Origin of the sequence: Pseudomonas sp. Leaf48 (genome assembly GCF_001421885.1) — a bacterium.
Classification (GTDB): Bacteria; Pseudomonadota; Gammaproteobacteria; order Pseudomonadales; family Pseudomonadaceae; genus Aquipseudomonas.
In genome coordinates, this window is sequence record NZ_LMLH01000030.1 from 208,374 (window position 1) to 228,758 (window position 20,385).

Below are 20,385 nucleotides of genomic sequence, written 5' to 3' on the forward strand. Positions count from 1 at the left end.
ACCGGGGTATAGCGCAGTCCGGTAGCGCGCCTGCTTTGGGAGCAGGATGTCAGGAGTTCGAATCCCCTTACCCCGACCATTTTTGGGTCGTTAGCTCAGTTGGTAGAGCAGTTGGCTTTTAACCAATTGGTCGTAGGTTCGAATCCCACACGACCCACCATTTTTGAAACCAGTTAGCGCTGGGATCGAATCTTAAGATCAGAGGCCAAAAGCGCTGATCGAAGAAGGCGATCTTTGAAAGGTCGCCTTTTTTTTACCGGGGTATAGCGCAGTCCGGTAGCGCGCCTGCTTTGGGAGCAGGATGTCAGGAGTTCGAATCCCCTTACCCCGACCATATTAAAAATCCTCGTATCGAAAGATACGGGGATTTTTTTTGTCCACAGGAAATCAATTGCCCCGCAAAGCCAATGTGGGAGCGGGCTTGCTCGCGAAAGCGGTGTATCACTCAACCAACTTATTGACTGATTCACCGCTTTCGCGAGCAAGCCCGCTCCCACACTAGACCGAGTTAGTGCAGCTTGAGGCGAGGCTCAGTCCCGCGCCCGATCTTGCTGCCCAGCATCAGCATCGCCGTGCGGAACCACCCGTACAACGCCATCTGGTGCATGCGGTACAGCGACACATAGAACATCCGCGCCAGCCAGCCCTCCAGCATCACGCTACCGGTAAGGTTGCCCATCAAGTTACCCACAGCCGAAAAACGCGACAGCGAGATCAGCGAACCATAATCGGTGTACTTGTACTCCGGCAATGCCTTGCCTTCGATGCGCAGCTTGAGCGATTTGGCCAGCAACGAGGCTTGCTGATGCGCAGCCTGGGCGCGGGGCGGCACGTTGCGATCACTGCCAGGTTGCGGACAGGCCGCACAGTCTCCGAAGGCGAAGATATTCTCGTCACGGGTGGTTTGCAGGGTCGGCAGCACGTGCAGTTGGTTGATACGGTTGGTTTCCAGGCCATCGATGTCCTTGAGGACCCCCGGCGCACGAATTCCGGCAGCCCAGACTTTCAGGCTTGCTTTGATCTCGTTGCCGTCAGCGGTGATCAGGCTGTCAGCCGTCACTTCGCTGACCGCCGCATTGGTCATGACGTTGACCCCCAGTTTTTCCAGGGTTTTATGCACAGGCCCGCCGATTCGTTCCGGCAGGGCAGGCAGCACCCGTGGCCCGGCTTCGATCAAGGTGATGTGCATGTTTTCCGGTTTGATCCGGTCCAGGCCGTAAGCCGCCAGTTCATGGGCAGCGTTGTGCAGTTCGGCGGCCAGTTCGACTCCGGTGGCACCGGCGCCGACGATGGCCACGCTGATCTGTTCGACTTTGTCAGTCTGTCCGGCATGGGCGCGCAGGTAGTGGTTGAGCAGTTGCTGGTGGAAGCGCTCGGCCTGCTTGCGGGTATCTAGGAACAGGCAATGCTGAGCCGCGCCCAGGGTGCCGAAATCATTGGTGGTGCTGCCGACGGAGATGACCAGCGTGTCGTAAGCCACTTCGCGGGCCGGGACCAATTCCAGACCGGCTTCGTCATAGGTGGCGGCCAGCTGGATTTTTTTCTGCGTGCGATCGAGCCCGCTCATGCGCCCCAGCTGGAACTCGAAGTGGTTCCATTTGGCCTGGGCTACATAATTGAGTTCATCTTCGGAGGAGTTCAGGGAGCCGGCCGCCACTTCGTGCAACAACGGTTTCCAGATGTGGGTCAGGTTCGCGTCAACCAGCATCACACTGGCCGTGCCGCGTTTGCCCAGAGTCTTACCCAGACGGGTAGCCAACTCCAGACCGCCGGCGCCGCCGCCAACGATGACAATACGATGAGTCATGGGGATATCTCGCAAGGCTAAAAGAAATCGGTGCAATTACCCGAGCGAGCGCCACGCAGCTCATAGCGTCAGGTAACTGATAAATCGGCTTAACAGGCCCAAACCAATGGTCACTGCCAACACCAGCACCAGGAGCATCCACGGCCGGAAAGGCCGGCGCTCGACTCGGTGCTGGGACAGATGCAGGTACTCTTCGACATGCTTCTGGTCGTCGGGGTTCAAGCGGCTGGTCATATGAGGCCTCGTCAGGAGTAGACGTTGCTGAATGTATAGAAGCTACAGACTGATTTAACGAACGTTGAACGGAGCATAGCCGCTGTCCGGAATAGGCTCGACGCTCACCGAATCGTCCAGGCGAATGATGCCACTTTGTAACACCCGGGCAGTGATTCCGCCATGTCCGCGTACGGCCTGAAAGGTCCCTGGGCCGAGGTTGTTTTGCAGGCGTGCGCAAGGCTGGCACCAGCCCGTGGTTTCGAAAATCGCCTGGCCGATCCTGAAGCGACGGCCTTTGAGGCTGAACAGGTTGATACCGCTGATCACGAGATTGCGCCGCAAATCATTGGGCAACACCGGTTGATCGGCGGGGCGGCCCATCAGCGAACTGATCACTGCCAGATGCTCCCACTGCAACAGCGTCACCTGCCGTGTATTGCGTACCCCCGGCCGGGCACGATCGCCAGTCAGACCGGCCTCAAGCCGTGCCTCAACGGCATCCAGTTCGATCATCGGCACGTGGGGTTGCGGGCGTACGCCGATCCAGCGCACGCGGCCGGTTTGCGGGACTTCGGCGAGTAATTCCTGCAGTGGGCTCACAGGCTGATGCCGACGTCGAATACGATGCTGCGCCCCAGGTTGCTGCGCAGGAAATCCGGCGCATCCGGATGGGCAAACAGCACGCGGGCGAAGGTCGGCCCGACCAGTGACAACGAGCGCCAGCCCTGGCGCAGGTACTCGGTGGGTGGCGGGAAATGGCTGTTGAGGTCGAGCACTTCACGTTTGAGGCTGGCGAAAGCAATGATGTCCAGTTCCCCCAGGTCCATGCCGCGCTCTTTGTAGTTGTGGGCTTTTTTGCGCAAGGTTGGCGCCAGTCGCAGCAAAAACTCATTGGCGGGAATTCTTCGGGGCTTGGCCTCGCGGCGTACCAGTTGGCTCAGGGAAAACGCGCTGCGCCGACGTTGCAGTTCGTCGCGCCACTCATCGTTGAGACGCCGGCCTTCGTCGAGCACGAAGAACACTTCGAAACTGGCGTCACGAAACAACACGTCCGGCGGTTCTCCGGCAGGGGCAAACTCATCGGCGCGGTAAGGAATGTTGAGGCCTTGCAGCAGGCGCTGGCAGACCCAACGCTCCCGCTCCCATTTGCGGGCATTGGACAAAAATGCGTTGGCTTGCTCGGCCGCGATGGTCAGCAGGCGTAAGTAATCTGAGTCATCCATAGGCCCAAGCTTAGCGTTCAAATGCGACAAGCAGAAAGCATTGCATCGACTGGAGCGATTTCGTGACCGTAGTAGACTGCTGGACAGCGAGCCGAACCAGCCGAGGGGACAGCAGTGGAGCACAAAGGGTTAGCCTTATGATCGGCGCAGAGTTGCTGTCAGCGCAGACGCTGATAGTCGGCTGGCTCATATACGTGACGGTATTGTTATGGGCCGTTTGTCGTGCCCCCTGGGTCGAGTTGTTCACCGATAGCCGTCGCCAGCATTTGCTGTTCGGAACGGTATTTGCCCTGTTTCTGTTGTGGCTGGTGCGGCGCGATTTCGACACGGGCGTGTCTTACCACTTCATCGGCATGACGGCGGTAACGCTGCTGCTGGACTGGCCACTGGCGCTGGTCGGTGGTCTGGTGGCACAAATCGGCCTGGTGCTGCTCGGGCGTCAGGATCTGGCGGCGATGGGGGTTAATGGCGCGCTGTTGATCGCGCTGCCGGTGCTGGTCACCGAGTGCTGCGCGATTCTGGTGGAGCGTGCGCAACCGCGTAACCCGTTTGTGTATATCTTCGTTTCCGGGTTTTTTGCCGCAGCGTTGTCGGCGTTGCTGTGTCTGCTGCTGGCCCTGTGGTTGCTGTGGTTCGACGAGATCTTTGCCATGCCCTACTGGCTGGAAGACTTTGTCGGTTACCTGTGGTTGATCATATTTCCCGAGGCGTTCATCAACGGCATGGTGGTCAGCGCCCTGGTGGTGTTCTGCCCGGAATGGCTGGAGACGTTCAATCGCACACGTTACCTTTCGGCGCCGTGGAATGACGACGATCCCAAGCGTTGACCAGGCCCGAAATCGTCGACGTCTTCACAGGATCAGTGGCGCGGGTCGAAGTCGCCGCTGAACAATTCGTCCTCGGCATCGGGGGCGACCGGGATCTTGTGTTCTTCCGAGGCCCAGGCGCCCAGGTCGATGAGTTTGCAGCGGTCAGAGCAGAAGGGCCTGAATTTGCTCTCCGGGCTCCATTCCACGGGGGCGCCGCAGGTTGGACATTCGACGGTTGGGATTTGGCTCATGACTGGCCTCCACGCAAAGTAAGATAAAAGTGATGCAGGCGTTCGACCTCACTGTGCAGCCAGGCGAGGTCACGGTCATTGGTCACGACGTCGTCGGCATGGCTCACGCGATCCTGGCGGCTGGATTGGGCCTTGAGGATCGCCTGCACCTGTTGTTCGCTGGTCTGGTCCCGTTGCAGGGTGCGCTCGATCTGCAGTTGTTCGGGGGCATCTATCACCAGCACCCGTTGCGTCATGGCGTACTGTCCAGACTCGATCAGCAGTGGTGAAACCAGTATTGCGTAAGGCGATTTTGCCAGCGCCAGATGATGGGCGATTTCCTCGCCGATCAACGGATGCAGGAGTGCCTCCAGCCAGCGGCGTTGTTCCGGCACTTCGAAGATCAATTTGCGCAACGCGGCGCGGTCCAGTTGACCATCGGCTTGCAGTACACCGGGGCCGAAGTGTTCGGCGATTTGCGCCAGGGCCGGCCGCCCCGGTTCCACCACCCAGCGCGCGGCATGATCGGCGTCCACGACGTGGATGCCCAGGTCAATGAAGTGTTGGGCCGCCGCACTTTTACCGCTGCCGATGCCGCCGGTCAGGCCGAGAATCCAGGGTTTTTCCACAGAGGTATTCATTTCAAACCGACAAACTGCCAATAGAAGTCGGTTATTTGACCACCCCAGAGCAAGGCAATCCAGCCGGCAATTGCCAGCCAGGGACCAAAAGGGATCGGTGTCGAGGTATTTGCGTTGCCCAGGCGCAGACAGATCAGGCCGACAATGGCACCTGTCAGGGAAGACAGCAGGATGGTCAGAGGCAATATTTGCCAGCCGCCCCAGGCTCCCAGCAGCGCCAGTAGCTTGAAGTCACCGTGACCCATGCCGTCCTTGCCGGTCAGCAGCTTGAACAGCCAGAACACCGACCACAGCAGCGTGTACCCGGCAATCGCGCCCCATAACGCCTCTTGCAACGGCACGAACAGGCCGAAACTGTTGACGATGAGCCCCAGCCACATCAGCGGCAGCACCAGCACATCGGGTAACAGTTGATGTTCGGCGTCGATCAGGCTCATCGCCAGCAGGCCCCAACTCAGCACCAGCGTCATGCACGCCTGCCAACCGAAACCGAAGTGCCAGGCAATGAACGCTGACAACAGACCGCAGGCCAATTCGGTCAGCGGGTAGCGCTTGCTGATCGGCGCCGAGCAGGCCGAGCAGCGTCCGCGCAAAAAGACATAACTGAGCAGGGGGATATTTTCCCAGGCCCGAATGCGGTGGCTGCAATGTGGGCATTGGGAGTGAGGCAGTACCAGGTTGTAGGTTGGCAGCGGAGTTTCCCCGGGTAACCCGAGAATGTCCCGGGCCTGCACGCGCCACTCGCGTTCGAGCATTCTGGGCAGGCGCCAGATCACGACATTGAGAAAGCTGCCGACCAGCAGGCCGATCACACCTGTGATAACGACGAAGGCCAGCGGGTAATGGGTCAGAATTTCGTTCAAGGGCATGTCAGATCGCTGAGCCGAGTTGGAAAATGGGCAGGTACATCGCAACTACCAGGCCGCCGACGATAACACCCAGCACTACCATGATGAACGGCTCCATGAGGCTGGTGAGATTATCGACCATGTTGTCGACCTCGTCTTCGTAGTAGCTGGCAACCTTGTCGAGCATAGCGTCCAGAGTGCCGGACTCTTCGCCTATGGCAGTCATCTGTATCGCCATGTTCGGAAACACGCCACAGGTGCGCATGGCGAAATTCAACTGCATGCCCGTCGCAACGTCCTGCCTGATGCGCAGGACCGCGCGCTTGAACACTATGTTTCCCGTCGCGCCCGCCACCGATTCCAAGGCTTGCAGCAGCGGTACGCCGGCGGCGAAGGTGGTCGATAAAGTGCGGGCGAATCGGGCAACGGCGGACTTGTACAGCAAGGTGCCTGTCAGCGGCATCTTCAGCAGCCAGGCATCGGCTCTATCGCGAAAACCGCGCGAGGTCTGCAAGGCATGGCGAAGGCCCAGGGCTGCTGCGAGCAGCACGGCAAATACCATCCACCACCAGGCCTGCATGAATTGCGACAGATCGATGACCAGCACCGTGAAGGCCGGCAGTTGCGCGCCAAACCCTTTGAACATGGACTCGAATTGCGGCACCACGTTGACCAGAAGAATGGCGCTGACAATGATCGCGACGAACACCACCATCAGCGGATAGGTCATGGCTTTCCTGATTTTCGCCTTGAGGCTTTCGCTCTTCTCCCTGTAGGTCGCGACCCGTTCCAGCAGGGTATCCAGGGCGCCGGCCTGCTCGCCTGCGTCGACCAGGTTGCAGTACAACTCATCAAAGTATTGCGGCTTCCTGCGCAGCGCGGCAGCGAGACTATTGCCCGCCGCGACATCCTGTTTCAAATCGTCCACCAGCCTGCGCATGGCCGGGTTATCGAAGCCTTCACCGATGATGTCGAACGACTGCAGCAATGGCACACCGGCCTTCATCATCGTCGCCATTTGCCGGGTGAACAGGGCTATGTCCCGGGCCTTGACGCCCTTGCCCAGGTCAAATAGCGAGGGGGCTTTCTTGCGGATCCTGCCGGGGTTGATGCCTTGCTTGCGCAATTTTGCCTTGATCAGCGCCGGGCTCTGAGCGCTGAGTTCACCGGTGATTTTCGCACCTTTGCGGTCTGTGCCTTCCCATGCGTATACGCTGATTTTTACTGCCTTGACCGCCATGTCCAGTCCTGGATGAGCCGATTGATTTGCTCTTATAGCCTAGTCAACCGATGGAACCAAACCGGCGGCGCCAAGGTGACAAAAAACGTCAGATAGTGCGGATTCCTGAGGCGCTGAGGTGTTTTTCTTCGCTCAAGCGTCGGCCCGCCGGGGGCTGGGCCTTGGCACAGCCTGTGCTGATAGAGGTTCGGATCGAGAGATTTCAATTCATACATGGAACTGTCTATGAACAATCAAAAAGGTTTTACCCTGATCGAGTTGCTGGTCGTAGTGGCGATCATCGGCATTCTGGCGACGTTCGCCTTGCCGATGTATTCCAAATATCAGGCCCGGGCGAAAGTCACCGCCGGGTTGGCGGAGATTAGCGCGATGAAGGTGCCGTTCGAGGATGTCATCAATCAGGGGGACACTCCGACGCTAGCCAACGTAGCGCCGGGCGGCGCCACCGCGACCAGCAATTGCACACTGAGCGTGTCGGGGGAGGCGGGGGCTGGTGCCATTGTTTGTACATTGCACAACGCTCCCGGACTGGTTCAAGGCAAAACCATCACCCTGACCCGTGACGCTATCAATGGTTGGTCATGCGCGAGTACTGCCCAAAAAGACTACGTTCCTGCAGGTTGCAGCGGTTCAGCTTCCTGAAATGAAGGGGCAGGAGCGGGCTTGCTCGTTAACTCTCATCGCGCGCAGGGGTACGTGAACGTGTTCTCAATTGCGTGAAAAAAGCCTAAAAAATTCATGCGTTTAGGAACTTCTCACGAACCCGCAACTTGCATGCAGTGTTTTTGCGACTCATGCATTTTGCATGATTTCGAAAATGAACCAATTTATTAAGTTATTGATTTATAAGGATTATTTGTAATCGGAAAAGTTGGCACAACGTTCGCAATATACCTGGTAACCCTGCCGGGATGACGTCCGGCAGACTTTTCAGAAAAACAGGAGTTACACGTATGAAGAAGTTCGCTATCGCTGCCGCTACTGCAACCGCGCTGACCCTGACTATGGCCAACGCCGCATTTGCCCAGAACGCCCAAGCCACTCAGGCGCCTATGGTTGTGGCAACAGGTGAGGTGGATAAAGCCCAGGAAGCTACTTCTGATACCTGGATCACGACCAAAGTCAAAAGCGACCTGCTGACCGAAAAAGGTATTCCTGGCACCGACATTAAAGTCGAAACCAACAAAGGTGTTGTATCGCTATCGTCGACTGTAGCGGTTACCGATTCTCAGAAAGCTACCGCTGTAGCCATCACCAAAAAAATCAAAGGCGTCAAAGCGGTATCCGCTGATGGCCTGAAAGCTGAATAAGGCAAAACTTCTCGCCTGGACCGGGAGAAGGCGCGACAGACGGGACAAGGAATACGTCTGTCGCATTTCAAAGAGTTCATGCGAACGGCCACAAGGATTGTGGCCATTACAGGCCCCGGCATTCGTGTCGGGGCCTGTTCTATTCAAATGATTGAAATCTGCTGTGGGATTGTTTCGCGAGTGTATTTATCGGTGGCCCAGCGCATTACTCCGCATCCAGATGCAAGGGTGTAACTACCCGGCCATCTCCCTCGGCTTCGCCCAGATTGGCATCGATGAAGTACACGCGGTCGTCTGCCAACTGGCCCTTGTCGACCAGGTAGTCCTTGATGCTACTGGCGCGTTCCTGGCCCAGTTGACGTAACAGTACGTCGCTGGAGCTCCAGAACTTGATCACATCAGCACGCATTTTCGCGGTGCGTTCTTCCTTGCCCAGATCCTTCCATTCGAGCGGTGGCTGAGTCTTCAGGCGGGTGCGGTAGATGCCTTCGAGCAGTGTGCCTTTTTCATCCTCCGGCACTTCCAGCAACGACGCCTGGGCCGGCACCTTGTCGCCTCGGCGCTGGAGCATTTTGTAGTAGTTGTACTGGTATTCCCGTTCCAGGCGCTGCTCGGCGATCAGTGGGCCATCGCTGCTCTGGGCGGCGGTACCTTCGATTTCCAGGCGCAGGGCCGGGCGTTCCTTGAGGGCCTGGGACAGCTTGTTCAGGGCGCCTTCGGCGTCCTTGCTCAAATCGCTGGACCCCGCCGCGAACGAGACGGTGCCCAGATCTTCCGAGCCGCCACCGCTGACCAGCCCGCCGATAAGCTTGAACGGCGCCGCTGCCGCCTTGACGATCAGATTGCGCAGGGTTTGCCAGACAATCGGCATGACGCTGAATTGCGGGTTGTTGAGGTCGCCGGTGACCGGCAGTTCGATGGAGATCTTGCCGTCGACGTCCTTGAGCAGGGCAATGGCCAGTTTCAGCGGCAGGCTCACGGCATCCGGGCTGTCGACCTTTTCGCCCAGTTGCAACTGTTCGACCACCACTTTGTTTTCGGCTTTGAGCTGGCCCCGGGTGATCTGGTAATGCAGGTCGAGGTTCAAGCGGCCCTTGCGAATACGGTAACCGGCGAACTTGCCGGAGTAAGGCGTCAGTGTGGTCAGCTCGACGCGTTTGAAACTGGTGGCAATGTCGAGGCTGGCCATGGGGTCGAACGGGTTGACCGCGCCCTTGATGGTCACCGGTGCGTAGCGGTCGACCTTGCCGTTGATATTGACACTCGCAGGGTTGGCCTGACGACTGTCGATGGTGCCGATCTGCCCGTTGAGCTGCTGGACGGCAGTGGCGAAGTTCGGGGTCAGGCTGAAGTCGGCGAAGTTGGCCGAGCCGTCGTTGATGGCAATGCCCCCGATGTGGATGCCCAACGGTTTTTCCTTGGCGGCAGGTTTGGCGGCGGTGGTTTTGCTGGCGGTATCGGCCGGTTGTGGAACGAGCAGGTCATCGACGTTGGTTGTGCGGTCATCGTTGATCATGAAACGAACATAGGGCTGGAACAGATTGACCTTGTCGATCGACAGGCTGTCGCCATGCTGATAGTTCAGGCCCTCGACCACCACTTGTTGCCACTTCAGGAAGTCGCGGGTTTTCAGGGTGTCGAGGGTGTGTAACTGATCGACCTGGGCGCGACCGGTGACGCTGAAAGCCAGTGGTTCGGTGCTCTTGAGGTTGACCGCCAGATCACTGCCGAGCATGCCGCTTCGCAGTTCCAGGCGAATGAACGGGGTGATGTAGGACTGGGCAACCCGCAGGTCGATATCTTTCGTCTGTACGTTCAGCCTGGCACTGACCGGGGCCAGGTTGACCTCGCCATCGGCCATGAGCGTGCCTTGTTTACCCACACCGGTATCGAGCTTAAGGGTAAATGGCGAGCCATTGAGGCTGTCGAAATTCTGCAGATCGACATTCAGCGGTCCCACATCCAGAGCAACGGCGGGCTGTGCTTTACGGTCGGCCAGATGCACCTGGTAGCCACGCAGTTGCACATCCTTGACCAGCACCTGCCACGGTTTGCTCGGGGCGGTTGGCTCAGGTGCGGGAGAGTCGGCGGCGGCCGGAGCACTGGCTTCGGCGGCAGGCCGGGATGGCTGGCTGGCGAACAGTTTTTGCCAGTCGAGTTGACCATCGGATTCCAGGGCGGCCCAGGTTTCCAAGTTTTGGCTGCGGATCTTGCCCACCACCACTTGCTGCCTGGCAAGGTCCACGGTCGTTTCGCTGATCTCCAGTCGTTGCAGCTTCGCCAGCGGGCGGCCGTCCGGCGCCTTGATGGCGAAAGGCGCAACACTGACGGCAACATTGCTCAACAGCAGTTCGGTTGCTTTGGATAAATTGAGTTTGTAGTCGGTGCTGAGGCTGACGATTCCTTCCTCGAGGTCCAGCGGCACGGCGTCACGCACGTAGGGCCAGAAGGCTTTCATCTTGCCATCGGTGATTTTCAGCTTACCTTCGGAAGCAAGCGGGATGAGGCTGAAATTGCCGGTCCAGTCGATTTGCCCACCGTTAGGACCGATAGCCACCAAGGTCATGTCGGCGCTGTCTTCAGGCAGGGTACTTAAGTTTTTCAGCTCGAAATCGAGGGTGTCGTAAAGGAATTCGATGGGCTCGCTGGGCCGCGCATCCTCAAAGTGCACGGCACCGCCGGCCAGCTTTATGCGCTCGATGCGCAGTGGAAACGGCTTTTCGTCCGGATTGGCAGGCGTTGGATCGCTCGCCGGCAACTTGAACAGGCCAAGCAGATTGAGCTTGCCGTCCTTGCTGAACAGGATCTCAGTCCTGGACTTCTCCAGTTCGATATCCGACAGATGCAGCGCCTTGGTCCACAGGCTGTCGAGCTGCAGGTTGGCGTACAGGCGTTCAAAGCCGACCTGTTCCTTGCCGGGTTCACCGATGTTCAAACCCCAAAGGGTCAGCTCCAGACTGAACGGGTTGAATTCGATTCGCTGAAGTGTGGCGGGGGTGTTGGCGTAGTTGGCCAGTTGCTGGTTGGCAACGCGCAACGCGATCCCCGGTAAAATCAGAAAGCCCAGCAAACTGTAGAGGGCCAGAGCAGTCAACAAGGCGCCGATGGCGCGAATCAATCCTTTGGGCATGTGTGGCTTCATCTGTCTGAATCGGAGTGCCTTGGAGTATGGCATGCGATTACGGTTCCGAAGCAAACGCAAATGCTCAGGATTGCTCCACGTCTTCGAGGCAAATCACAGCTGCAGAATCAGGGTTTTCAGTGGTGGTTGCTGGTCCATGGACGGGAAATCGCCACCGGGTTTCATCACTGTCCATTCACGCACCGGGCGCCCGGCCTTTTCGGCGCAGCGCAAAACCTGTTCGCGCCACTCGTCCATGCCGACTTTTGCCAGGTTGTTGCAACAGATCAGCACGCCGTTGTCGGCAGTGGTCAGCAGCGCCGGCTTCAGCAGACTCTGGTAGTCACGCAGCAGGTCAACGGTGCCGAACGCGCTCTTGGCCCAGGCCGGTGGGTCGAGCAGTACAAGATCGTACTGACGCTGTTCCAGGCGTTGATAGCCTGGCAGTTTCTGCCCGCGACGCTGGCTGATGGGCAGGCCGGCCAGCTGGCGAATGGCCGGGAAGTAATCGGACTGGATGAATTCCATGGTCGGCAAATGCGGGTTGAGCAGGCCGTTCTCCCGGCCAACCGCGAGGTTGCCTTCGGCGAAGTCCAGGTTGCACACCTCGCGCGCGCCACCGGCAGCGGCGCTCAGGCCGACGCCACAGGTGTAGGCGAACAGGTTCAGCACACTTTTGTTTTTGCTGTGATCCTTGACCCAGCCGCGGGTGTTGCGCAGGTCAAGAAACAGCAGAGGATCCTGTCCGGCGTGGCGGCCGCGAACCCGATAATTGAGACCCCATTCGTGGCCAATCAGGTCTTGCAGTGCTGCTTCGTCGGCACGATAGACGTTGTCTTCACGGTCGATGCGCGAGTTGCCACGGGAACGATCGTTGTAGACCAGCAGGGTTTCGAACCCCAGGTGTTGATTGACGATTTCGTGCAGTTGCAGCAGCGCCTCACGCTCCAGCGACTGGTGGAAACTTTGCACCAGCAGTTGCGGGCCGTAGCGGTCGATGGTCAGGCCGCCAGCGCCTTCCTGGCTGCCATGGAACAGGCGATAGCAATCGGTGCCTTGCTGGTGCAGCTCGGCGAGCAGGTCCTGGCGTTGATCGAGGGCGGCGCGCAGCGCCTGATTCAAAGAAGACATGCTGGGCGCCTTGCAGGAGGAATTTGGCGCGGGAGTTTAACAGCTTGAGCACTGTAAGAGCTGGCCCTTGTGGGAGCGTGGCTCGCCCGCGATGAACGATAATGCGGTTTGTCAGTTGAACCATAGCGTGGCCATCGCGGGCAAGCCACACTCCCACAAAAGACTATCAGGTCAGCAGGCCCATGCGCCGTCTGGCCCGTTGCACCGAGCCGTTACGCACCGCCCAGCGCAGCATGGGCGCACTGCGATTGACGCTGGCGCGGATCAGTTTGCGCTGCAGCGGGCTCTGGCTGACGCCGAGCATGTCGCTGGCCCAGTCCGGCAGCAGGTCGATCCCGGCTTGCATCATCAACCCGCCGAATGGCCTGGCCAGACGACTGGGGGAGGGGGCGTTCAACAACAAACGCAACACTTCGCGGCTGCGTTCGTCGCACAGCAACTGCGGGCGCATGCGCTCCAGATAAGCGCAAACTTCCTTCCGGGAGCGGGGCACATTGCAGGCACCCAGGCGTTCGGCGACCAGTGCGATTTCTGCGTAATAGCGATCCTGATCAGCCGGGGACAAGTGCGGATTTCGGTAGCGCAGATGCGCGGCGAGGAAGTTACTGACCTCAGCCACATGTACCCATGTCAGCAACTCTGGATCGCTGGCGGCGTAGGGGCGGCCGTCGGGCGCTGTGCCGGTCACTTGCAGGTGGATGGTGCGCACTTTTTCGATCAGCCAATCGGCGTCCTGACTTGAGCCAAAGGTGGTGCCGGAGATGAACTGCCCGGTGCGGCGCAACCGGCCGAGCATGTCTTCGCGAAAATTGGAGTGGTCCCACACACCGGCCAGGGCCAGCGGGTGCAGGGCCTGCAGCATCAAGGCGCTGATACCGCCGATCAGCATGCTGCTGAAGTCGCCGTGAACCTGCCAGCTCACCGAGTCGGGCCCGAACAGGCCGGGATCGCCCTTGGGGTTTTCCAGGTCGAGCTTGCCCAGGGACAATCCGGTGAGGCTCATGATCTGGGTTTCGATACGGGTGCGAATGAATTCCATGGCGACTCTGTAGTTCTCTGCAGGAGCGAGCCGGCTCGCTCCTGCAATGGCCAGCAGGTTATTGGTTCAGGCGTTTGTCGATCAGACCCTGCACCACGCTCGGATCGGCCAGGGTCGAGGTATCGCCCAGGCTGTCCAGTTCGTTGCAGGCGATCTTGCGCAGGATACGCCGCATGATCTTGCCTGAACGGGTTTTCGGCAAGGCCGGTGCCCACTGGATCAAGTCCGGTTTGGCGAAACTGCCGATTTCCTTGCTGACCAGGGCCAGCAATTCTTTCTTCAGTTCATCGTTGGCTTCGACGCCGTTCATGGGGGTGACGAAGACATAGATGCCCTGGCCCTTGATGTCGTGTGGGTAACCGACTGCAGCGGCCTCGGCGATGCTGTCGTGCAGCACCAGGGCGCTTTCCACTTCGGCGGTGCCGATACGGTGGCCTGAGACGTTGATCACATCGTCAATGCGCCCGGTGATCCAGTAGTCACCATCTTCATCGCGCCGCGCGCCATCGCCGGTGAAGTAGTAACCGGGATACGGCTTGAAATAGGTGTCGACCATGCGCTGCGGGTCGCGGTAGACGCTGCGGATCTGCGCCGGCCAACTGGATTTAATGGCGAGTACGCCGCTGCCCGGGCCTTTGATTTCCTTGCCGTGCTCGTCAAGCAGTACCGGTTGTACGCCGAACATCGGCTTTGTGGCGCTGCCGGGCTTGATGTATCGGGCGCTCACCAGCGGGCTGAGCATGATGCCGCCGGTTTCGGTCTGCCACCAGGTATCGACGATCGGGCAGCGCTCTTCGCCGACCTCATGGAAATACCATTGCCAGGCTTCCGGATTGATCGGCTCGCCGACCGTACCGAGTAGCCTGACGCTGGCGCGGGAGGTTCCCTTCAATGTCGCGGGCCCTTCGCGCATCAACGAGCGCAGGGCTGTGGGGGCGGTGTAGAAAATGTTCACCTTGTGTTTGTCGATCACCTGCCAGAAGCGTGAGGTTGTCGGGTAGCTCGGTACGCCCTCGAAGATCAGTGTGGTAGCGCCGTTGGCCAGCGGACCGTAGACGATGTAGCTGTGGCCAGTGACCCAACCGACGTCGGCGGTGCACCAGAAGACTTCGCCCTCGCGGTAATCGAGCACGTACTTGAAGGTCATCGCCGCTTGCAGCAGGTAGCCGCCAGTGGTGTGCAGTACGCCTTTGGGTTTGCCGGTGCTGCCAGAGGTGTAGAGGATGAACAGCGGGTCTTCGGCATCCATTGGCTCGGGCGGGCAATCGGCGCTGACGTCGCGCAGGGCCTGCTGGTACTTGAGGTCCCGTCCTTCGACCCAGTTCACTTGTACATTACTGCGCTCGATCATCAGCACGGTGCTCACGTCCGGGCAGTTTTGCAGCGCCTTGTCGACGTTCTGCTTGAGTGGCACGGGCCTGCCGCCACGCACGCCTTCGTCTGCGGTGATCACGGTGCGGCAGTCGGCGTCGAGAATACGGTCGCGCAACGAGTCCGGAGAGAAACCGCCGAACACCACCGAGTGCACCGCGCCGATGCGGGTACAGGCAAGCATGGCGTAGGCTGCCTCGGGAATCATCGGCATGTAGATACACACGCGGTCGCCTTTTTTCACGCCACGGCTTTTCAGCACGTTGGCCAGGCGGCAGACGTTTTCATGCAATTGCTTGTAGGTAATCGATGTCGAGTCGGCAGGGTTGTCGCCTTCCCAGATGATGGCGACCTGATCTGCGCGTTTCTCCAGGTGCCGGTCGATGCAGTTGTAGCTGACATTCAATTTTGCACCGGCAAACCAACTGGCCTCACCGGTCTTCAGGTTGTAACGCTGGACGGTGTCCCAGGGCGCGCTCCAGTCGAGAAAGCGTGTGGCCTGTTCGGCCCAGAAGGTGCTGGGGTGTTCGATGGATTGGCGGTACAGACGCTGATAGTCGTCTTGACTCAATTGTGCAGCCCGGCGGACGGCATCGGCTTTGGGGAACGTGCTGATATCGAACATGACGGTTCCTTATTCTTGTTTTGCGACAAAGATAAAGATGCGCCGAGTGACCAATGGGTTCAAGAGGGGAGCTACGCGACCCTCGTAGGAGCCGGCTTGCTGGCGATGGACGCTAACGATGACACGGGCCTCCTGTATGCCCATGGCGCTCTCCGGCTTTTCGCGAGCGTGCTCGCTCCTGCAGGGGAGCGCGCCGAACTGTAGGAGCGAGCATGCTCGCGATGGACGTTAACGATGACGCGGGCATCCTGAATGCCCATGGCGCCCTCCGGCTTTTCGCGAGCGTGCTCGCTCCTGCAGGGGAGCGCGCCGAATTGTAGGAACGAGCATGCTCGCGATGGACGCTAACGATGACGCGGGCGTCCTGAATGCCCGCGGCGCCCTCGGGTTTTTCGCCAGCAAGCCGGCTCCTACAGGGAATGGGGCATTGCTGCCCCGTCAGATCACCCGCGGTGACGACCACGGAAGTAGTTGATCAACCCTTGGGTCGAGGCATCGTCAGCCGGGGTTTCTTCGCTGCCGACCAGGCGGTTGTAGACGCCTTTGCCCAGTTCCTTGCCCAGCTCCACGCCCCACTGATCGAAGGCGTTGATGCCCCAGATCACGCTTTGCACGAAGACTTTGTGTTCGTACATCGCCACCAGTGCGCCGAGGCGGCGCGGGCTGATGCGCTCGACCACCAGGGTGTTGCTCGGACGGTTGCCCGGGATCACCTTGTGCGCGGCGAGTTTCTGCACGTCCTCTTCACTCATGCCTTTATCGCGCAGTTCAGCCTCGGCCTCGGTCAGGGTCTTGCCGAGCATCAGCGCCTGGCTTTGCGACAGGCAGTTGGCGTACAGCCACTGATGGTGATCGGACACCGGGTTGAAGCTGACGATCGGCACGATGAAGTCGGCCGGGATCAGTTGGGTGCCCTGGTGCAGCAACTGGTGATACGCATGCTGACCGTTGCAGCCTACGCCGCCCCAGATCACCGGCCCGGTGTCGGTGGACACTGGCGTGCCGTCCTGGCGCACGCTCTTGCCGTTGGATTCCATGTCCAGCTGTTGCAAGTGCTTGGTGATGTTGCGCAGGTAGTGGTCGTACGGCAGGATCGCGTGGCTCTGCGCGCCCCAGAAATTGCCGTACCACACGCCGAGCAGGGCCAGCAGCACCGGCATGTTCTGCTCGAAGGGTGCGCTCAGGAAATGCTGGTCCATGGTGTAGGCGCCGGACAGCAGTTCCTTGAAGTTCGACATGCCGATCGCCAGGGCGATGGGCAAACCGATGGCCGACCACAGCGAATAACGGCCGCCGACCCAGTCCCACATCGGGAAGATGTTTTCTTCGCGGATACCAAAGGCCACCGCCGCCGCGTTGTTGCTCGATACGGCGATGAAGTGGCGATACAGCTCGGCTTCCGAACCACCCTGAGCCAGGTACCAGGCACGGGCGGCCTGGGCGTTTTTCAGGGTTTCGAGGGTGTTGAAGGATTTCGACGAGACGATGAACAGCGTGGTCTCGGCGCGCAGCTTCATGGTCAGTTCGTGGAACTCACTGCCGTCGATGTTCGCCAGGTAATGGCAACGTACGCCTTTCTGGGCGTAGGACAGCAGCGCTTCGGAGACCAGCTCGGGGCCCAGGAAGGAGCCGCCGATGCCGATGTTCACAACGTCAGTGATCGGCTTCTCGGTGTAACCACGCCACAGGCCGTCGTGGATACGGCCGACGAGGTCAGTGATCTGGTTGAGCACCTTGTGCACTTCCGGCATCACGTTGACGCCATTGACCGACAGCTTGTCGCCGACCGGGCGGCGCAAGGCGGTGTGCAGGGCCGGGCGGCCTTCGGAGGAGTTGACGATTTCGCCGTCGAACAGCGACTTGATCGCGCCCTTGAGGTCGACTTCGTTGGCCAGCCCCACCAGCAGGTCGCGGGTCTGGGCATTGATCAGGTTTTTCGAGTAGTCGAGAAACAGGCCGCAGCTGCTGAGGGAGAATTGCGTAAAGCGCTGCGGGTCGGCGTTGAAGGCCTCACGCATGCTGAAATCCTGCATGGCTTGGCGGTGATCATTCAACGCTTGCCAGGCGGGCAGAGCGGTCACGTCGTGAGGAGTGCGGTAGTACGCCATCGCTGCGTTTTTCCTTTTTACTTGAACGGCCTTTTGAACACTGAAGATCCCGGAGCGCTGCGTATAGGCGTCCGGGCAACTGCGCCGACAGGGTTTCATGGCGCAGGGCGAATACAGTAAACCCCGCGCAGTGATCTGTCTTGACTTTGTCTGACCTGTTTCCAGCACTTTTTTAACATCGGGCTGCAAATCGTCCGACAAACGGAGCAATGACCGGACTTCAGTCAGATCAGGCGACTTGGACCGGGATGGCGTTGCTGGTATGGCTCAGCTCATTGCCCGGTGCCATATACAGCATGCGTGGCTTGAAGTTGAGCAGTTCGGCTTCGCTGTAATGGGCGTAGGCGCAGATGATCACGCGGTCACCGACCTTTGCCTTGTGTGCTGCGGCGCCGTTGACCGAGATCATGCGCGAACCTTCTTCGCCACGAATGGCGTAGGTGGTGAAGCGCTCGCCGTTGTCGACGTTGTAAATCTGGATCTGTTCGTACTCGCGGATACCGGACAGGTCCAGCCATTCGCCGTCGATGGCGCAGGAACCTTCGTAGTCGAGCACAGCGTGGGTGACTTCGGCGCGATGCAGCTTGGCTTTGAGCATGATGGCGTGCATGAGTGTTTTTCCCCAGGTCAGAATCGAACGGTGGGCAATGTGCCCGAAGGGTTTGAAATCGGCAATACGAAATCGGCAAACACACAAAACCGCTGTGGGAGACTGTGTGTTGAAGGGGCGCTTTTGTGGTGCGTGGGCTTTTGTGGCGAGGGGGCTTGCCCCCGTTGGGTCGCGCAGCAGTCCCTTGTTTTTTGGGGCCGCTGCGCGACCCAACGGGGGCAAGCCCCCTCGCCACAAAAAGCCCCTTCAGCAAAGAAACCCCTTCACCACAGAAGTTCGCTCCCACAGAGGGGGGGCGATATTCAGGCTGGCATATCCAGGTTCAGATGCAGGTTGTCGATCAACCGTGTCGTGCCCAGGAACGCCGCGACCAGAATTACCAGGTCGCGATCTTGTGCAACCGCCGGGCGCAGGGTCAGTGCGTGGCGAATTTCCAGGTAGTCCGGGCGCAACCCAGCCGCTTCGAGCTGTTTGACTTGCGCATCGATCAGGGTCGGATAGTCGCGCTCGCCTTGCTTGATCGCATCGCTGATGTTGCTCAGTGTGCGATAAACGATTGGCGCCACGGCTCGCTGTTCTTCATTGAGGAAGCCGTTGCGTGACGAAAGTGCCAGGCCATCGGCGGCACGCACAGTCGGCTCGCCGATGATCTGCACCGGCATGTTCAAGTCCTGCACCAGCGCACGGATCACCGCCAGTTGCTGGAAGTCCTTCTCGCCGAAAATCGCCAGGTCTGGTTGAACCATGTTGAATAGCTTGCTGACCACCGTCGCCACGCCTTCGAAGTGCCCCGGACGGCTTGCACCGCACAGGCCTTCGGAAAGTTGCGGGACACTGACGCGGGTCTGGCCGGTCATGCCTTCGGGATAGACTTCTTCAACGCTCGGCGCGAACAACAGATGGCAGCCGGCCTGGAGCAGTTTTTCCTGGTCGGCGGCGAGGGTGCGCGGGTATTTGTCGAGGTCTTCACCCGCGCCGAACTGCAGCGGGTTGACGAAAATGCTCGCCACAACGAAGTCCGCCCGTTGCGAGGCTTTGGTCACCAGCGCCACATGGCCGCTGTGCAGGTTGCCCATGGTCGGCACCAACGCGATGCGCTTGCCTTCACTGCGGGCGCGGGCCACTGCGGCCCGCAATTCGCGTACGGTTTTTACGGTGTTCATGCAGAGAATCCGTGTTCGATTCCAGGGAAGGTCGCCGCTTTGACTTCGGTGACGTAGGCACGCAAGGCCGCATCAATGCTGGTTTGGCCGGTCATGAAGTTCTTCACGAATTTTGGCACCCGGCCGGTAATGGACAGGCCCAGCATGTCGTGCAGGACCAAAACCTGGCCGTCGGTGCGGTGGCCAGCGCCGATACCGATCACCGGGATGTTTACCGCCTGGGTGATCTCTTCGGCCAACTCGCTCGGCACGCATTCGAGCAGCAGCATCGCCGCACCCGCCTGCTCCAGGGAAATGGCATCGGCACGCATTTGCCGCGCCTGGTTCTCATTGCGACCCTGAACCTTGTAGCCGCCGAGAATGTTGACCGATTGCGGCGTCAGGCCCATGTGCGCGCACACCGGGATACCGCGCTCGGCCAGCAGGCGGATCGAGTCGGCCAGCCACAATGCACCTTCTACCTTGACCATGTGCGCCCCGGCCTGCATCAACAGCGCGCTGTTGTTCATGGCTTGTTCAGTGGTCGCATAGGCCATGAACGGCAGGTCGGCGAGGATCAACGCATCGCTGTTACCGCGCTTGACGGCGGCCACGTGGTAAGCCATGTCCGCGGTGGTGACGGGCAGGGTGCTGTCGTGGCCCTGCAATACCATGCCGAGGGAGTCGCCCACCAGCAGCACTTCGACGCCAGCCTGGTTGCAGGCATGGGCGAAGGTTGCGTCATAGCAGGTCAGCATGGTGATTTTTTCACCTTTTTGCTTCAGACCTTGCAGGGTGGTCAGGGTGATGGCTGGCATGAAAAAGTTCCTCATTCAGGCGCTGTGAAAACTACTGCGAGTAACGCGCGTGATTCTTCGTGTAATACAGGCGCACGTTTTGTTTCGTGCTTTTAA

Annotated in this window: 19 protein-coding genes and 3 tRNA genes; 6 read left to right on the forward strand and 16 right to left on the reverse strand. The window is 59.5% G+C overall.

Going from position 1 to position 20,385, the window contains the following annotated elements; all coding sequences use genetic code 11:
* Positions 1 to 2 precede the first annotated feature (2 nt).
* From ASE98_RS21680 to ASE98_RS21690, 3 genes are all read left to right on the forward strand, one after another.
* A tRNA-Pro gene (locus ASE98_RS21680) sits at positions 3 to 79 on the forward strand.
* Positions 80 to 84: 5 nt separating this feature from the next.
* Positions 85 to 160, forward strand: a tRNA-Lys gene (locus tag ASE98_RS21685).
* A gap of 97 nt (positions 161 to 257) precedes the next feature.
* Positions 258 to 334: transfer RNA gene (locus ASE98_RS21690), tRNA-Pro, on the forward strand.
* A gap of 174 nt (positions 335 to 508) precedes the next feature.
* On the opposite strand, the gene ASE98_RS21695 is transcribed toward ASE98_RS21690, so the two are convergent.
* From ASE98_RS21695 to ASE98_RS21710, 4 genes are read right to left on the reverse strand one after another with little or no spacing between them, the layout of a single operon-like run.
* Positions 509 to 1,807 carry an NAD(P)/FAD-dependent oxidoreductase gene (locus tag ASE98_RS21695; RefSeq protein ID WP_060543357.1) on the reverse strand — a complete coding sequence of 433 codons (1,299 nt, stop codon included), beginning with the start codon at positions 1,805 to 1,807 and terminating at the stop codon, positions 509 to 511.
* 60 nt (positions 1,808 to 1,867) lie between these two features.
* Entirely contained in the window at positions 1,868 to 2,041 is a 174-nt protein-coding gene (locus ASE98_RS21700) for a DUF3094 domain-containing protein (RefSeq protein WP_060543358.1), read from the reverse strand.
* A 54-nt stretch (positions 2,042 to 2,095) separates the two neighbouring features.
* Positions 2,096 to 2,623, reverse strand: a complete 528-nt coding sequence (locus ASE98_RS21705; RefSeq protein ID WP_060543359.1) for an MOSC domain-containing protein — start codon at positions 2,621 to 2,623, stop codon at positions 2,096 to 2,098.
* Positions 2,620 to 3,246, reverse strand: a complete 627-nt coding sequence (locus ASE98_RS21710) for a DUF1780 domain-containing protein (protein WP_007970534.1) — start codon at positions 3,244 to 3,246, stop codon at positions 2,620 to 2,622. Before ASE98_RS21710 ends, ASE98_RS21705 begins: the two co-directional genes overlap by 4 nt.
* A gap of 137 nt (positions 3,247 to 3,383) precedes the next feature.
* Between ASE98_RS21710 and ASE98_RS21715 the strand changes: the two genes are divergently transcribed.
* Positions 3,384 to 4,073, forward strand: coding sequence for an energy-coupling factor ABC transporter permease (locus ASE98_RS21715; protein WP_060543360.1), 690 nt, complete (start codon positions 3,384 to 3,386; stop codon positions 4,071 to 4,073).
* A gap of 32 nt (positions 4,074 to 4,105) precedes the next feature.
* Here ASE98_RS21715 and yacG read toward each other — a convergent pair whose 3' ends face one another.
* The 4 genes from yacG to ASE98_RS21735 are packed head-to-tail and all read right to left on the reverse strand — an operon-like array spanning position 4,106 to position 7,014.
* Positions 4,106 to 4,306, reverse strand: coding sequence for a DNA gyrase inhibitor YacG (yacG, locus tag ASE98_RS21720; RefSeq protein ID WP_060543361.1), 201 nt, complete (start codon positions 4,304 to 4,306; stop codon positions 4,106 to 4,108).
* A complete protein-coding gene (coaE, locus tag ASE98_RS21725; protein WP_060543362.1) occupies positions 4,303 to 4,926 on the reverse strand; it encodes a dephospho-CoA kinase in 624 nt (207 codons plus the stop codon). Before coaE ends, yacG begins: the two co-directional genes overlap by 4 nt.
* On the reverse strand, positions 4,923 to 5,795 hold the full coding sequence (locus ASE98_RS21730; protein ID WP_060543363.1) for a prepilin peptidase: 873 nt from the start codon (positions 5,793 to 5,795) through the stop codon (positions 4,923 to 4,925). The genes coaE and ASE98_RS21730 overlap by 4 nt, the downstream gene beginning before the upstream one ends.
* A 1-nt stretch (position 5,796) precedes the next feature.
* On the reverse strand, positions 5,797 to 7,014 hold the full coding sequence (locus ASE98_RS21735; RefSeq protein ID WP_060543364.1) for a type II secretion system F family protein: 1,218 nt from the start codon (positions 7,012 to 7,014) through the stop codon (positions 5,797 to 5,799).
* A gap of 225 nt (positions 7,015 to 7,239) precedes the next feature.
* On the opposite strand from ASE98_RS21735, the gene ASE98_RS21740 reads away from it, so the two are divergent.
* Entirely contained in the window at positions 7,240 to 7,656 is a 417-nt protein-coding gene (locus ASE98_RS21740) for a pilin (RefSeq protein WP_060543365.1), read from the forward strand.
* A gap of 311 nt (positions 7,657 to 7,967) precedes the next feature.
* Positions 7,968 to 8,324: a BON domain-containing protein gene (locus tag ASE98_RS21745; protein ID WP_060543366.1), complete on the forward strand. Its 357-nt coding sequence runs from the start codon at positions 7,968 to 7,970 to the stop codon at positions 8,322 to 8,324.
* A 205-nt stretch (positions 8,325 to 8,529) separates the two neighbouring features.
* On the opposite strand, the gene ASE98_RS21750 is transcribed toward ASE98_RS21745, so the two are convergent.
* From ASE98_RS21750 to panB, 8 genes are all read right to left on the reverse strand, one after another.
* Complete coding sequence (locus ASE98_RS21750) at positions 8,530 to 11,499, reverse strand: DUF748 domain-containing protein (RefSeq protein ID WP_060543367.1); 2,970 nt, start codon at positions 11,497 to 11,499, stop codon at positions 8,530 to 8,532.
* A 60-nt stretch (positions 11,500 to 11,559) separates the two neighbouring features.
* Complete coding sequence (locus ASE98_RS21755) at positions 11,560 to 12,576, reverse strand: class I SAM-dependent rRNA methyltransferase (RefSeq protein ID WP_060543368.1); 1,017 nt, start codon at positions 12,574 to 12,576, stop codon at positions 11,560 to 11,562.
* Between the two features lie 166 nt (positions 12,577 to 12,742).
* Positions 12,743 to 13,615: an oxygenase MpaB family protein gene (locus tag ASE98_RS21760; protein WP_060543369.1), complete on the reverse strand. Its 873-nt coding sequence runs from the start codon at positions 13,613 to 13,615 to the stop codon at positions 12,743 to 12,745.
* Positions 13,616 to 13,673: 58 nt separating this feature from the next.
* Positions 13,674 to 15,611: an acetate--CoA ligase gene (gene acs, locus ASE98_RS21765; RefSeq protein ID WP_060543370.1), complete on the reverse strand. Its 1,938-nt coding sequence runs from the start codon at positions 15,609 to 15,611 to the stop codon at positions 13,674 to 13,676.
* A 443-nt stretch (positions 15,612 to 16,054) separates the two neighbouring features.
* Entirely contained in the window at positions 16,055 to 17,719 is a 1,665-nt protein-coding gene (gene pgi, locus ASE98_RS21770) for a glucose-6-phosphate isomerase (RefSeq protein ID WP_060543371.1), read from the reverse strand.
* A gap of 229 nt (positions 17,720 to 17,948) precedes the next feature.
* On the reverse strand, positions 17,949 to 18,329 hold the full coding sequence (gene panD, locus ASE98_RS21775) for an aspartate 1-decarboxylase (RefSeq protein WP_003228271.1): 381 nt from the start codon (positions 18,327 to 18,329) through the stop codon (positions 17,949 to 17,951).
* 302 nt (positions 18,330 to 18,631) lie between these two features.
* The gene (panC, locus tag ASE98_RS21780) at positions 18,632 to 19,492 is read right to left on the reverse strand and encodes a pantoate--beta-alanine ligase (RefSeq protein WP_060543372.1); all 861 of its coding nucleotides are present in this window, start codon (positions 19,490 to 19,492) and stop codon (positions 18,632 to 18,634) included.
* Complete coding sequence (panB, locus tag ASE98_RS21785) at positions 19,489 to 20,289, reverse strand: 3-methyl-2-oxobutanoate hydroxymethyltransferase (protein ID WP_060543373.1); 801 nt, start codon at positions 20,287 to 20,289, stop codon at positions 19,489 to 19,491. The genes panC and panB overlap by 4 nt, the downstream gene beginning before the upstream one ends.
* Between the last annotated feature and the right edge of the window lie 96 nt (positions 20,290 to 20,385).

Bases quoted from the DNA above. Each gene is read 5' to 3' on its own strand.
- ASE98_RS21730 (WP_060543363.1), bottom strand. From the start codon at position 5,795: ATGCCCTTGAACGAAATTCTGACCCATTACCCGCTGGCCTTCGTCGTT.
- ASE98_RS21695 (WP_060543357.1), bottom strand. From the start codon at position 1,807: ATGACTCATCGTATTGTCATCGTTGGCGGCGGCGCCGGCGGTCTGGAG.
- coaE (WP_060543362.1), bottom strand. From the start codon at position 4,926: ATGAATACCTCTGTGGAAAAACCCTGGATTCTCGGCCTGACCGGCGGC.
- ASE98_RS21715 (WP_060543360.1), top strand. From the start codon at position 3,384: ATGATCGGCGCAGAGTTGCTGTCAGCGCAGACGCTGATAGTCGGCTGG.
- panD (WP_003228271.1), bottom strand. From the start codon at position 18,329: ATGCACGCCATCATGCTCAAAGCCAAGCTGCATCGCGCCGAAGTCACC.
- ASE98_RS21745 (WP_060543366.1), top strand. From the start codon at position 7,968: ATGAAGAAGTTCGCTATCGCTGCCGCTACTGCAACCGCGCTGACCCTG.
- ASE98_RS21760 (WP_060543369.1), bottom strand. From the start codon at position 13,615: ATGGAATTCATTCGCACCCGTATCGAAACCCAGATCATGAGCCTCACC.
- ASE98_RS21740 (WP_060543365.1), top strand. From the start codon at position 7,240: ATGAACAATCAAAAAGGTTTTACCCTGATCGAGTTGCTGGTCGTAGTG.
- ASE98_RS21750 (WP_060543367.1), bottom strand. From the start codon at position 11,499: ATGCCATACTCCAAGGCACTCCGATTCAGACAGATGAAGCCACACATG.
- panB (WP_060543373.1), bottom strand. From the start codon at position 20,289: ATGCCAGCCATCACCCTGACCACCCTGCAAGGTCTGAAGCAAAAAGGT.
- panC (WP_060543372.1), bottom strand. From the start codon at position 19,492: ATGAACACCGTAAAAACCGTACGCGAATTGCGGGCCGCAGTGGCCCGC.
- ASE98_RS21735 (WP_060543364.1), bottom strand. From the start codon at position 7,014: ATGGCGGTCAAGGCAGTAAAAATCAGCGTATACGCATGGGAAGGCACA.
- ASE98_RS21700 (WP_060543358.1), bottom strand. From the start codon at position 2,041: ATGACCAGCCGCTTGAACCCCGACGACCAGAAGCATGTCGAAGAGTAC.
- ASE98_RS21710 (WP_007970534.1), bottom strand. From the start codon at position 3,246: ATGGATGACTCAGATTACTTACGCCTGCTGACCATCGCGGCCGAGCAA.
- ASE98_RS21755 (WP_060543368.1), bottom strand. From the start codon at position 12,576: ATGTCTTCTTTGAATCAGGCGCTGCGCGCCGCCCTCGATCAACGCCAG.
- acs (WP_060543370.1), bottom strand. From the start codon at position 15,611: ATGTTCGATATCAGCACGTTCCCCAAAGCCGATGCCGTCCGCCGGGCT.
- pgi (WP_060543371.1), bottom strand. From the start codon at position 17,719: ATGGCGTACTACCGCACTCCTCACGACGTGACCGCTCTGCCCGCCTGG.
- yacG (WP_060543361.1), bottom strand. From the start codon at position 4,306: ATGAGCCAAATCCCAACCGTCGAATGTCCAACCTGCGGCGCCCCCGTG.